We start from the raw sequence: 12,670 nt of genomic DNA, 5'->3' as shown, positions 1-12,670 counted from the left end.
GAAAAAGGCCTTTTTCTGCTGATTTCTTTAGGCCGCCGGCTGGCCAAAAGTCCCCCAAAAAAATGCGATCTTTGGGTCCTGCAGGGGCATAGTGCAGGCGCAGAAAGGCATGATTGTTTGCATTGCAGAAAAACCCAGTGTGGCCCGGGACATTGCCGAGGTGCTGGGCGCCAAGGTTAAAAAAGGGGGCTACTTTGAGGGCGGGGGATACCAGGTGACCTGGACCTTTGGGCACTTCTGTACCCTTAAGGAGCCCCATGACTATACCCCTGCCTGGAAAGCCTGGCGGCTGGAAGACCTGCCCATGATACCCGCCCAGTTTTGGCATCAAGCTCATTGAGAATGATGGGGTGCTCAAACAGTTTAAGGTAATTGAAGAACTGGTGCAAAACTGCCAGCAGGTGATCAACTGCGGAGATGCCGGGCAGGAGGGGGAGCTCATTCAGCGCTGGGTGCTGCTCAAAGCCAAATGCAAGGCGCCGGTAAAGCGCCTCTGGATCTCTTCGCTTACCGAGCAGGCCATTCGGGAAGGCTTCAATAAACTAAAGGAAAGCGAGCAGTACAACAATCTCTATGCCGCCGGCTCTGCCCGGGCCATTGGCGACTGGCTGCTGGGCATGAATGCCACCCGCCTGTTCACCAAAAAATTCGGCCAGGGCAAAATGGTGCTTTCCATCGGCCGGGTGCAGACCCCTACGCTTGCCATGATCGTGCAGCGGCAAAAGGAGATAAACGCCTTCGTATCGGCCGATTACTGGGAGCTCAAAACGCTTTATCGCGACGTTGAATTCACCGCTACCATCGATCGCATTACCGATCCCGAGCGGGCCCAAAAGGGCCTGGCCTACCTGCAGGAACACCCCCTGTTTGAGATCACCTCCTTTGAGCGCAAGGAAGGAAAAGAGGGAAACCCGCGCCTGTTTGACCTGACCGGCCTGCAGGTAGAGGCCAATAAAAAGTTCGGCTATGCGGCCGAAGATACGCTTAAGCTGGTGCAGAGCCTTTACGAGAAAAAATTTGTAACCTACCCCCGGGTAGATACTACCTACCTCTCCGAAGACCTGCACCCCAAGATTGCCGGCATCCTGGAAAGCATGCAGTATTATAAGGCGCTTACGGCCCCGCTACTGGCCCGGCCCATTCCCAAGTCAAAGGCCGTCTTTGATGATAAAAAGGTAACCGACCACCACGCCATCATTCCCACCGAGGTGCTGCCCCAGGGCCTGCGGCCCGAAGAAAAGCGGGTCTATGATCTGATTGCGCGCCGCTTTATTGCCGTTTTTTATCCCGAGTGTAAAATTGCCAACACCACCGTGCTGGGCCGGGTAGAGAAGCTGGAATTTAAGGCCACCGGCAAACAGATTCTGGAGCCGGGCTGGCGAGAGGTGTATGCCAAAGATGCCAAGAGCAAGGAGGAGGATGATAAAGGGGCTGCCGAAGAAAAAGTACTGCCCGAATTTGTAGTAGGGGAGAGCGGCCCCCATACCCCCCGCATTCACCAGGGTAAAACCTCGCCGCCCAAGCCCTTTACCGAAGCCAGCCTGCTGCGGGCCATGGAAACCGCCGGTAAGCAGGTAGAGGATGAGGAGATGCGGGAAATGCTCAAGGACAACGGCATTGGCCGCCCCTCTACCCGGGCCAACATCATCGAAACCCTTATCCGCCGGCAGTATATCGAGAAGAAAAAGAAAAACCTCTTTGCTACCCAAACAGGCATGGACCTGATCGACACCATCGGCAACGAGCTGCTCAAAAGTCCGGAGCTTACCGGGCAGTGGGAGCGCAAGCTGCGCCTGATCGAAAAAGGGGAGTACCCCCTTGAAACCTTTAAGCAGGAGCTCATCCAGATGGTGGTAGACCTGACCCGGGAGGTGAAAAGCGGCGCCTACCGTCCCATCTCCATTGTGGCAGAGCCGGCAGCTGAAGAAAAGGCGGAGAAAAAAGCAGCTTCCCCCAAAAAGAAAAAAGCGGGAGCTGCACCAGCCGATGCCCCCAAAGCAGCAAAAGCCAAAGCGCCAAAAGAGCCCCTTAGCATTGAGGCCCTGCACTGCCCCAAGTGCAGGGAGCATCTGTTGAAAAGGGGCAATAGCGCCTGGGGCTGTGGTAATTTTAGAGAATGCGGCTTTAAGATTCCCTTTGAGCTGCTGGGCAAAACCCTTACCGATAAGCAGGTGTACGATCTGTTGAGCAAGGGCAAAACCACAAAGATAAAGGGACTGCAGGTGCCGGGGGCAGCCACTCCCCAGGATGGCAGGCTGGTGATGGATGGCAGCTTTATCATTGGGCTGGAGGAATAGGTATTAGTGCACCTATTGCGCAGCCACCGGACCCAACAATACCCTTTTTTCTCAAAATAAAACTTCTTCAGTAACGCAAAACGCTAAAAACATCCTCCAAAAAAGAAGTTTCCGGGGCAGCGTAGTTATAGGGTTTTAGTACTATTACTCCGCATTAATTCTGCAGCTGCATGCAATCCCTTCCCGCTTATTTCAAATACTTTATCATACTGGCCAGCCTGGTCCTGACTACCTATGTGCTCATCGTGGGCAAGCCCATCATCAGTCCGCTGATAACGGCCTTTATCATTGCCCTGCTGCTGCGCCCGCTGAGCAATTTTCTGGAAAGGGGCAGGATCAACAGGGGTATTAGTGCGGTGCTGTCCATTCTGCTGGTGCTGCTGGTACTTACAGGCCTGTTTTACTTTTTCTCCTCCCAGGTCGGCAGCATTACCAGCGATCTGCAGTCCATCGGAGAGCGCTTCAACGAGCTGCTGGACCGGGCCAATACCTGGATGGAAGATACCTTTGCCGTAGCGCAGGGCGAGCAGAACCGCTATGTGAAAGAATCCCTCAACAGCTTTCTGCAAAACAGCACGGCCGCCATTACCGGCACCCTCTCGGCCACGGCCGATTTCTTTACCTCCTTTTTCCTGTTTCTCATTACGCTCTTCTTTCTGCTCTACTACCGCCGCTTTTTTGTGGCCTTTCTGTACAAGTACTTCCGGCCCGAGCAGCACCCGAAGGTGGGGGCTACCCTGCACAAGGTAGAGCTGGTGGTGCGCAGCTACATTGTAGGCTTGTTTTCGGTTATCCTGATCGTAGCCATTCTTAACTCGGTAGGCCTGCTGCTGCTGGGCATTCAGCATGCCATTTTCTTTGGAGTGCTGGCGGCGGTGCTCACCATCATTCCCTACATTGGTATTCTGGTAGGCTCGCTGCTGCCCATTCTGTTTGCGCTGGTTACCAAAGATTCGCTCTGGTACCCGGTAGGGGTGCTGATCCTGTTCTGGGCCATTCAGTTTCTGGAGGGCAACTTCATTACGCCCAATGTGGTAGGGGGGCGGGTGAGCCTCAATCCCTTTGCGGCCATCATTGCGCTCTTTTTTGGGGGCATGATCTGGGGGGCTATTGGAATGATCCTGTCCATACCCGTACTGGCCATCATTAAGGTGATCTGCGATACGGTAGAGCCGCTCTACCCCATTGGCTTTTTGCTGGACAATCCGCCCATAGACGATCCGGATGATCCGGAGAAGACCCCTTTGTAGCAAAAAAACTACCTCATTGTATTGGCGGGCGTAGCTGCATACTTCATGGCACTGGGTTTTCGATGACCACAGCCCGCAGAATTTTATCCTTTTTTAGCCCTCTGCTGTAATACTTTTTTAGCCTGCAAGTCTATTAGCTTAAATGGCGTACAAGCTGCGCCTTGTTTTTTTCTGACACCTGCTGGTTTGGCCACCACCCGCATCCCCGCCTGCTGCAGCACAAGGGGAGGCGCAGGACGTGCTGTGCCTGTTGCAGGCGGCTGTTTTCCAGGCCGAATTACAACTGCTGTACCACAACCGTACAGCTGCTGTTCGCTTTCGCACATATGAGACCGCAGGCAGAAATTAACATACTGAAATACAGATGATTGCAAAACAGGCACGCCATCTGTAAGCTATGCTCACAGGCCACTGGCTGTGCGGACGTACAGGCGGATAACATCGTAGAAACCTTTACCAACCCCTTAGACATGAATATGCGCTACCCATTGATCTTACTGTTGTTGGCTGTTTGTACAAGCATGAGTAGTCTGGCGCAAAGCGGACGACTCTCCGGCAGGCTGCTGGACCAAACAGGCGAGCCCATAGCCTATGCCAACGTGGCCCTGCTATCGGTTGCCGACTCTGCCCTGGTGAGTGGCGTAGTGGCGGAGCCCGATGGCACGTTTTCCATGGCCAGTCCCCCGCCTGCTACCTATTTTCTGCGCATTAGCGCCATAGGGTTTGCGGTGCGAAAAACCGCCCCTTTTTCCGTAAGCGGGCCTGATTTCTCCCGAAACTTTGGCACCCTTACCCTTAGTGAAGAATTGGAAACCCTAAAGGAAGTAACCGTACAGGCGCTGCGCCCCACCATTACCCAGGAGGCCGACCGCATGGTGGTAAGCATAGAAGGTACTGCGCTGGCGGCAGGCAGCACAGCCTTTGATGTGCTGTCCAAATCGCCAGGGGTGTTTATTGATCAGGAGGGAAATATCCAGCTCAATGGCCGCTCGGGCGTTACCATTATGCTGGATGGCAAGCTTACCTACCTCTCGGCCCGGGACCTGCGCAGCCTGTTGGAGGGCATGTCGGCCGAAAACATCAAAAATATTGAGATCATTACCAACCCCTCGGCCAGGTACGATGCCGAGGGCTCTTCGGGCATCCTCAACATCAACCTGAAAAAGAACGATCAGCGGGGCTTGAACGGAAGCCTCTATGCAGGGGCATCCTACAATGGCAAACAGTGGGGCTATTCTACAGGGGCTACCTTCAATTACAAAACGGGTCGCTGGAACTCCTTTGTAAACCTGGATGCCGCTCGCCGGGTAGGGGGGAGGGAAGCCACCTTTACCCGGGTATTTGCCGGCCCGCAGGAAACTACCTATTTCGATCAGGTAGCCACTGGCAATTTTCAGGTAGAAGGCCCCCCGGCCGTACGGGCTGGCACCGACTATTCGATCAACGACCGTCATACCATAGGGGTCATGGGCTACTATCTGACCAATGACCTCGACGCTGATTTTCTGACCGATACCTACATTGGCAATGCACCCGGGCAGTACAGCAGCTACATCGATGCGGATAACCTATCGCGCAACCGCTTTACCAATTATACCGGCAACCTGCACTACCTGGGCAAGCTGGATACGTTGGGCACTACCCTTAGCGCCGATCTGGACGTGGTACAGATTCGCAACGAGGGCAGCTCCGATTTTCTAAACTACTTTTATGATCTTGAGCCGGAGGGCACTTCCACCCAGGACTTCCTCTATACCGAAACTCCGGGTGGGTTTGATATTTTTTCGGCCAAGGTAGATTTTACACGTCCACTCTCCAGAGGCCGTAAGCTGGAGCTGGGTGCCAAAGCCAGCCGGGTGATTTCTGATAACGACTCTCGCTTTTACTTCAACAACACTGAGCAGCTGGTGCCAGACCTGAGCCGGTCCAATCATTTTACGTACCGGGAATCCATTTATGCCGCCTATGTGAACTGGAGCAGCAAGCTGGGCGAGCGCTTTACGGTACAGGGAGGATTGCGGGCCGAGCAGACGGTATCGCTGGGAGAGCTGATCACCACCGGACAAACCACTCCCCGCGATTACCTCAACCTCTTTCCCAGTCTGTTTGTGCAGCAGAAGGTAAGCCAAAATTATGGGATCAATTACAGCTACAGCCGTCGCATACAACGGCCCAATTATGGACAGCTTAACCCCTTCTTTGCCTATAGAGACCCCTACACCTACTGGCTTGGCAACCCCTACCTGCGGGCACAATACACCCATGTGGTGGGCATTACCCAAACGTTCTTTAAAAACTACAGCCTGGCCCTCAACTACCAGTATAACGAAGATGTAATTGCCGAGCTGCCGCGCATTGAAGAAGAAACAGCCACCACCATCTATTACATTGGCAATGTAGAGCACTCGCAGAATGTTAGCGTAACGGCCATTGCTCCGGTAAAAATCATGAAAGGCTGGGAGAGTAATAATACGTTGCTGGTTTCCTACAACGAGTTCAATGCCGTGGTAGATGGAGCCCCCGTTATCAACAGCCGCACATTTTACATGTTGCAAAGCAGCCATACGGTAATGCTGCCGCTGGGCCTGCGCCTGGAGGTAAATGGTGTGTACCAGGGCCCGGGGGCCTATGCCCTCTACCGGGTTGATCCGCGCTGGTGGGTGCATCTGGGCCTTAAGAAAACCTTTCTGGACGATAAGCTGGACCTGAGCCTGAATGCCAATGACATCTTCAAGACCCAGCGCCTGAAAATTGCAGCCGATGTGGGGGAGGGGAATGTCTCGGATTTTGACCAGTACTTCCGCGCCCAAAGCCTGGGTCTTACACTGCGCTACCGTTTCAGCAAGGGTACAAAAATAGAAGAACGCCGCCGCAATACCCTGGATGAGCTGAACCGTACCGGCGGCTGAGTCTCCTTTTCAAACGTCTCTTCATTCTTGGTTTGTTGATAGATAAAGAGGGTACAGGTATCTGTACCCTTTTTTCAGTGATAGCGCCGCTGTGGAGCGCTGCTGTGGAGCGTGTATGAGGGGGAGCCCTGTAAAAGCCCTATAATTTCACCTGCCCTGTTCCAGTAGCCATTTTTAGCGTAATTTGCCGCCTGATTGATTGCTGACGGGAAAAATGGCCGCTGGGACATTTTCCCTTGCAGCCTACTATTGATAACCAACCTAAAACACCTCATGATCCGAGCTAGCAACCCAACGCCTGTTGGCTATTTTCGCCAGAGGATTGGCTTCCTCTTCTGCCTGATGCTAAGTACCGCACTCGCATTCAGTATACAGGCCCAAACGCTTACGTCTCCCGATAAAAATCTAAGCCTGCAGTTTACGCTGCAGGAAGGGGGCGTGCCCACCTACCAGCTCACCTACAAAAACAAGCCGGTGATCCGCACCAGCCGCCTTGGGCTGGAGAGTGCCGATGTACCCCACTTCATGGAGGGCTTTACCCTTGCCAATACAGAGCAGACTACTGTAGATGAACAATGGGAACCCATCTGGGGCGAGCAGAAAAGCATTCGCAATCATTACAACGAGCTGCTGGTCACCCTGCGCCAGGAGGCCCAGCAGGGACGGCAGATCCGCATCCGCTTCCGCCTGTTCAATGATGGCCTGGGCTTCCGCTACGAGTTTCCGCGCCAGGAGCAGCTGCACTACTTTATTGTAAAGGAGGAGCATACGGAGTTTAACCTGGCCGGCGATCACAAGATCTTCTGGATTCCCGGTGATTACGATACCAACGAGTACGCTTACCAGACCTCCCAACTTTCGCAGATCCCCGGCCTGATGGAAAAGGCCACCCACGAGGTGCATGCCCAGCACCCCATCAAGGGGGTGCCAGCCGTACAGACCCCTTCCATGATGAAATCGGCCGACGGGCTCTACATCAACATTCACGAGGCGGCGCTCATCAACTACCCGGCCATGCAGCTGGAGGTAGATGCTAAAAACTTCAACATGAAATCGCACCTGGTGCCCGATGCCGTAGGCAATAAAGGCTACCTGCAAACCAATGCCCAGACCCCCTGGCGTACCATAGTGGTGAGCGACAAGGCCACCGACATTCTGGCCTCCCGCCTGATCCTGAACCTCAACGAGCCTACCGCCTACGAAGATGTGAGCTGGATCAAACCCGTAAAGTACATGGGCGTCTGGTGGGAATTTTTTGTGGCCGGCAAAAGCACCTGGGCCTACAGCACCGAAACCAACGTAACGCTGGAAGATGATTTCAGCCAGTTTACCCCCAGCGGCCGCCATGGCGCTACGGTAGAAAACGTAAAGAAATATCTGGATTTTGCCGCCGAGCATGGCTTTGATGCCGTGCTGGTAGAAGGCTGGAATGTGGGCTGGGAAGACTGGTTCGGCAAGTGGAAAGAAAATGTGTTCGACTTCGTAACCCCTTATCCCGATTTTGATGTGCAGGAGCTGAAGACCTATGCCGAATCCAAAGGGGTAAAGATCATGATGCACCATGAAACCTCCGGCTCGGCCACCAACTATGAGCGCCGCCTGCACCCTGCCTTTCAGTTTATGAAGGATAATGGGTATACCTCTGTAAAAACCGGCTATGTGGGCAAGATCATTCCCCGCGGCGAGCACCATGATGGGCAGTGGATGGTAAACCACTACATCCATGTAGCCCGCACGGCGGCCGAGTATGGGATCATGATCAACAGCCACGAGGCCGTGCGCCCCACCGGCCTGCACCGCACCTTCCCCAACTGGCTGGCACAGGAGTCGGCCCGCGGCACCGAGTTTGAGTCCATGGGCGGCCTGGCCCCTGATCATACCACCATTCTGCCCTTTACCCGCCTGATGGGCGGCCCTATGGACTATACCCCCGGCATCTTTCAGCTGGACCTCTCGCACTATGGCACCGGCAGCAACCAGCGCGTAAACACCACCCTGGTGAAGCAGCTGGCCTATTATGTCACCATGTACAGCCCTCTGCAAATGGCGGCCGACATGCCCGAGAACTACAGCCGCTTTATGGACGCCTTCCAGTTCATCAAAGAGGTGGCCATAGACTGGGATGATACCTGGGTACTGGAAGCCGAGCCCGGCGATTATGTAACCATAGCCCGCAAGGCCAAAGGCAAAAATGAGTGGTATGTAGGGGGTATTACCGATGAGAACGCCCGCCAGGCCCAGATCCCCTTCAACTACCTGCCTGCCGGCAAAACCTATGTAGCCACTATTTATGCCGATGGCAAAGATGCCAGCTGGCAGAAAAACGAGCAAAGCTATACCATCCGCCAGGTGCTGGTTACCTCCAAAAGCCGTCTGAAGCAGCAGCTGGCCGCCGGCGGCGGGGTAGCCATCAGCATCAGGGAAGCCAGCCGGGAGGAGATGAAGAAGCTGCGGAAGCTGTAAGCAGCACTATCATTAGCAAGAGCCAGAAGCGCCGGGGTATGTACTCCGGCGCTTCTTTTGTATTAAAGGCAGGCTGCCGGCAGGCCGAAAATGATACCAGCGCTCGCTTTAGAAAAGTGCAGTTCTGTAGCTGAATCCCTCATTGGGTGGTCCAAAACCAAATGGCCCCTCTGGGTACTCTCCTCCTGCAATGTTAAGTTTTTTAGAATTGTTCTAAATAGTGTTGTTTAGAATTAGTCTAAATAGTAGGTTTGAACCATCAAATCAACCATTGCTACATGAAAGTATTGTTTACAGCTATTTTAAGCCTCTTTTATAGTGCAGTTCTTGCCCAATCTACTACCATCACCGGAACAGTAAGCAGCTCGGACGGAAAGCCTGCCGAATTTGTGAATGTCTACAACAAGGGCACTACCATTGGCACGGCTACCGATCAGCGGGGCTATTTTGTCATTCTTAATGCTCCGCTGGGGCCACAGACCCTGGTGGCTTCTTTTGTGGGCATACAGCCGGTAGAAAAAGCCATTCTGCTACAGGAAGGGGAAAACCAGGACGTAAACCTGAGCCTGCTGGAATCGGCCACGGCGCTTGGCGAGGTAGTGGTGATGGGGCAGCAGCGTAGAACCTCTACGGTAACCAAGACCCTTACCCCCCTGGAAACATCCCCATCTCCATCCAGATTGTTGACAAAGAGCTGATGCTGCAGCAGCAGATCATTGATACCCGGGATGCCATTAAGAACATCAGCGGGCTTACGGTAACCGGCACCTACAACGGGGGCTATCTCTACCTCAACTCCCGCGGTTTTTGGATGAACAACTGGAGCAATTTTCGCCGAAATGGCATGTTTATCTGGAACATGGGCCATCACCACAACGACAATATCGAGCAGGTAGAAGTACTCAAAGGTCCTGCTTCGGTGCTCTATGGCGATGTGGCCCCGGGCGGCATCATGAACTTTGTAACCAAAAAACCGCTCAACTACCAGTACCGGCGCTTTGAACTGAAAGTAGGGGAGTATGGCCTCCTCAGGCCCACGCTGGATATTTCAGGGCCGGTAAATGAAAAGGAAACGCTTCTTTACCGCCTCAACGCTACCTATGAGCGTTCCAACAGTTTCCGCGATGTGGTGAACAACGAAACTGTAATGCTGGCGCCCGCCTTTACCTGGCACATCACCCCCAAGCTAAGCTGGAATATCGAGGGGCTCTACAAGCAGGACCAGCGCACCGGCGATCCGGGCATTGTCTCCCCCGACGGCACCTTTGAGGGGGTAAAGCGCCTACCCGTATCTACCTTTCTGGGCGAGCCCAATGCCACCTACGGCTTTGGCGAGCGCAATCTGTTTTCTACCCTTAGCTACCGCCTGGGCGGCACCTGGACGCTTCGCAACCAGCTTTACTATTCGCACACCACCCGCTCGCCCTTTAACCTCTATTTCAGCGGAGAACCTGATGAGGCAGGTAACCTGGCCCGCACCCAGTACTTTTTTCACCAGTGGTGGAAGGGCTATGGCGCCAATCTGGACCTGATGGGAGAGTTTACTACGGGGCGTATCCGCCACCAGGTTTTGCTGGGGGCCGAGCATATGTACAATGGCGGCCAGTGGACCGAAGGGGTAGATGAGCTGCTGAATACCACCATTAACATCTATGCGCCCCGTTATGGCGAGGCCCGGATGATTGCCGACCCCATGCGCTGGTCTACTTTTGAGAGTTTCTATCAGCGCAGCGGCCTCTATGTACAGGACCAGCTGGCTACCCTGGATGAAAAACTGCAGCTGCTGCTGGGCCTGCGCTTTAACTTTACCCGGCAGGGAGAAAAGTACCTGCAACCGGAAGATGCGCCGGCCGGCCACACCAATGCCCTGAATACCCCCATCAGCCCCCGAATAGGCCTGGTGTACAAGCCACTGGAGGTACTCTCGCTCTATGGCTCCTACTCCCAGTCGTATGAAATGAACGGAAACGACTGGATTGACCCCAGCCTTCAGATTTCACCCACTGATGCCTCGCAGCTGGAAGTAGGTCTGAAGAGCAGCCTGGCCAATAACCGCCTGGGCATTACCTTGTCGGCATTTCAGCTCAACAAGCGAAATGTATACAACTGGATTGATGCGCCTACAGAGCCCACCATTGACTACATCTCCTGGACGGGCCAAGGGGGATGGGCGACCTACCAGGGCGGGCACCACCAAAGCAGGGGCCTTGAGCTGGACCTGAACGGCCAACCCCTGCCGGGCCTCACCCTCAATGCCACCTATGCCTACATCGATGCCTATGTGGTAGAAGACCCAGCCTACGAAAGCGGCCGCCAGCTGGAAGGTAACGCCCGCAACAGCGGAAGCCTGTGGGCCAACTATGCCTTTCAGCGCCGCCTTAAGGGGCTGGAGCTGGGCTACGGACTCTTTGTAAAAGACCGTTTTTACCTCTCTACTGCAAACAATCCCGAGGAACTGGTAGCCGCCTACCACAGCATGGATGCTTCCATTGGCTATACCTATAAGCAGCTAAGTACCCGCCTGAATGTTACCAATTTCACCAACAACATTGGCTATACCGGCTCCTATGGGGTATACGAACCCCTCTGGGTAAGAAGGGCCCTGCTGTCGGTGGCCGTTAAATTTTAAGCAGCGCCAGAACTGCGAGGCGGATGAGCGTAGAAGCTTCTTCCGCTTCGCTTTATTTTATATGCGAAAACTGATTCTTTACATCCACCTATGGCTGGGGCTGCTCTCAGGCCTGATCATCTCGGTAGTGGGCATTACCGGTTCGCTCTATGTATTTGAGCCGGAGCTCAGCCGGCTGTTCAGTGCCTCTACCTACCAGATGCAGGGGCCTACCAGCGTATATGCGGATGATATACACCTTGCAAGTGCCATCGAGCAGCTGAGCGGCGGACAGATCGAAAGCCTGCAATGGCCCCAGCGGGGGCGGGATACCTATATGTTTAAGCTCTTTGGCGATGAGCGCTGGTATTTTTTTGATCAAAGCAGGGCTGTAATTCTGGCGGATGACCCGCAGTTTGGCACTACCTTTTTTGCCTTTCTGCTGGACCTGCATATGTCCCTTACCCTGGGGGATGTTGGCTACTACATAACCGCTACGGCTTCACTCATCTTTTGCCTCTTTATGCTTACCACAGGCCTCTACCTGTGGTGGCCCCGGGTAAGGGGCAGGCTCAACTCCAGTTTCCGCATCAAATGGAAAGCTTCCCCCAAGCGGCGCAATTACGATTTGCACAACGTAAGCGGCTTTTACTTTTTCCTGCCCCTTTTTCTGATGGGATTTACAGGCGCCTTTTTTACCTATGGTACTGAACTGCAGTGGCTCATCGACAAGCTTAGCTTCTCAGCGCCGGCGCCCCCCACTATCTGGGAGCTACCCCTTCAGGATACCGGTTCCGAAGAGGTCTTTCTCACAGTGCAACAGGCACTTGCACACATGGATGCGTATTATCCGCATTACCACCGGCGCAACCTGTGGATGAGCCGGGATGCGCAGGGGATGATTACCTTTTCCTATCAAAGATACCGGGAGGTGCATGCCGGACCGGATACCCGGATCTTCATTGGGCTGCATCCTACCAGCGGGGAGCTGCTGGGAGAGCAGCATCCGGATAAACTTCCGCGGGGGCTGCTCTTACCGCCAGGTGGCTGCTGCCCGTCCACTTTGGCGAGTTTGGTGGCCTGCTTACCCGCATCATCTGGTGTGTGGCAGGTTTTTTGCCCGCTCTGCTGTTCTGGACCGGG

The 12,670-nt window shown here is 54.2% G+C and carries 9 protein-coding genes and 1 pseudogene; 9 read left to right on the top strand and 1 reads right to left on the bottom strand.

Features of this window, described 5'->3' with window-relative positions:
• The first annotated feature begins 109 nt into the window (after nucleotides 1-109).
• From ADICEAN_RS23385 to ADICEAN_RS17305, 3 genes are all read left to right on the top strand, one after another.
• Nucleotides 110-340: a toprim domain-containing protein gene (locus ADICEAN_RS23385; protein WP_236612946.1), complete on the top strand. Its 231-nt coding sequence runs from the start codon at nucleotides 110-112 to the stop codon at nucleotides 338-340.
• Nucleotides 341-350: 10 nt separating this feature from the next.
• Nucleotides 351-2,297: a type IA DNA topoisomerase gene (locus ADICEAN_RS17310; RefSeq protein WP_009196944.1), complete on the top strand. Its 1,947-nt coding sequence runs from the start codon at nucleotides 351-353 to the stop codon at nucleotides 2,295-2,297.
• A 170-nt stretch (nucleotides 2,298-2,467) separates the two neighbouring features.
• Nucleotides 2,468-3,547 (top strand): AI-2E family transporter, encoded by a 1,080-nt coding sequence (locus ADICEAN_RS17305; protein WP_009196943.1) that lies wholly within the window; start codon nucleotides 2,468-2,470, stop codon nucleotides 3,545-3,547.
• Nucleotides 3,548-3,630: 83 nt separating this feature from the next.
• Here ADICEAN_RS17305 and ADICEAN_RS23380 read toward each other — a convergent pair whose 3' ends face one another.
• Nucleotides 3,631-3,873 carry a hypothetical protein gene (locus ADICEAN_RS23380; protein ID WP_152426500.1) on the bottom strand — a complete coding sequence of 81 codons (243 nt, stop codon included), beginning with the start codon at nucleotides 3,871-3,873 and terminating at the stop codon, nucleotides 3,631-3,633.
• A gap of 195 nt (nucleotides 3,874-4,068) precedes the next feature.
• Between ADICEAN_RS23380 and ADICEAN_RS17300 the strand changes: the two genes are divergently transcribed.
• From ADICEAN_RS17300 to ADICEAN_RS23960, 6 genes and pseudogenes are all read left to right on the top strand, one after another.
• A complete protein-coding gene (locus tag ADICEAN_RS17300) occupies nucleotides 4,069-6,456 on the top strand; it encodes an outer membrane beta-barrel protein (RefSeq protein ID WP_009196942.1) in 2,388 nt (795 codons plus the stop codon).
• Between the two features lie 273 nt (nucleotides 6,457-6,729).
• Nucleotides 6,730-8,919 carry a glycoside hydrolase family 97 protein gene (locus ADICEAN_RS17295; protein WP_009196941.1) on the top strand — a complete coding sequence of 730 codons (2,190 nt, stop codon included), beginning with the start codon at nucleotides 6,730-6,732 and terminating at the stop codon, nucleotides 8,917-8,919.
• Between the two features lie 278 nt (nucleotides 8,920-9,197).
• Entirely contained in the window at nucleotides 9,198-9,617 is a 420-nt protein-coding gene (locus ADICEAN_RS17290; RefSeq protein ID WP_009196940.1) for a carboxypeptidase-like regulatory domain-containing protein, read from the top strand.
• The gene (locus tag ADICEAN_RS17285; protein WP_009196939.1) at nucleotides 9,617-11,548 is read left to right on the top strand and encodes a TonB-dependent siderophore receptor; all 1,932 of its coding nucleotides are present in this window, start codon (nucleotides 9,617-9,619) and stop codon (nucleotides 11,546-11,548) included. The genes ADICEAN_RS17290 and ADICEAN_RS17285 overlap by 1 nt, the downstream gene beginning before the upstream one ends.
• A gap of 61 nt (nucleotides 11,549-11,609) precedes the next feature.
• Nucleotides 11,610-12,230: pseudogene (locus ADICEAN_RS23965) on the top strand (PepSY-associated TM helix domain-containing protein); the annotation flags it as partial.
• A gap of 344 nt (nucleotides 12,231-12,574) precedes the next feature.
• A partial coding sequence (locus ADICEAN_RS23960; protein ID WP_394330769.1) for a PepSY domain-containing protein occupies nucleotides 12,575-12,670 on the top strand: 96 nt, incomplete at its 3' end.

The organism is Cesiribacter andamanensis AMV16 (assembly GCF_000348925.1).
In the GTDB taxonomy this organism is placed as follows: Bacteria; Bacteroidota; Bacteroidia; order Cytophagales; family Cyclobacteriaceae; genus Cesiribacter; species Cesiribacter andamanensis.
Note: the sequence above shows the minus strand (reverse complement) of the source record. Positions and strands in the feature narration are given on the sequence as shown.

Bases quoted from the DNA above. Each gene is read 5' to 3' on its own strand.
- ADICEAN_RS23385 (WP_236612946.1), top strand. From the start codon at position 110: ATGATTGTTTGCATTGCAGAAAAACCCAGTGTGGCCCGGGACATTGCC.
- ADICEAN_RS17305 (WP_009196943.1), top strand. From the start codon at position 2,468: ATGCAATCCCTTCCCGCTTATTTCAAATACTTTATCATACTGGCCAGC.
- ADICEAN_RS23380 (WP_152426500.1), bottom strand. From the start codon at position 3,873: ATGTGCGAAAGCGAACAGCAGCTGTACGGTTGTGGTACAGCAGTTGTA.
- ADICEAN_RS17300 (WP_009196942.1), top strand. From the start codon at position 4,069: ATGAGTAGTCTGGCGCAAAGCGGACGACTCTCCGGCAGGCTGCTGGAC.
- ADICEAN_RS17295 (WP_009196941.1), top strand. From the start codon at position 6,730: ATGATCCGAGCTAGCAACCCAACGCCTGTTGGCTATTTTCGCCAGAGG.
- ADICEAN_RS17290 (WP_009196940.1), top strand. From the start codon at position 9,198: ATGAAAGTATTGTTTACAGCTATTTTAAGCCTCTTTTATAGTGCAGTT.
- ADICEAN_RS17285 (WP_009196939.1), top strand. From the start codon at position 9,617: ATGCTGCAGCAGCAGATCATTGATACCCGGGATGCCATTAAGAACATC.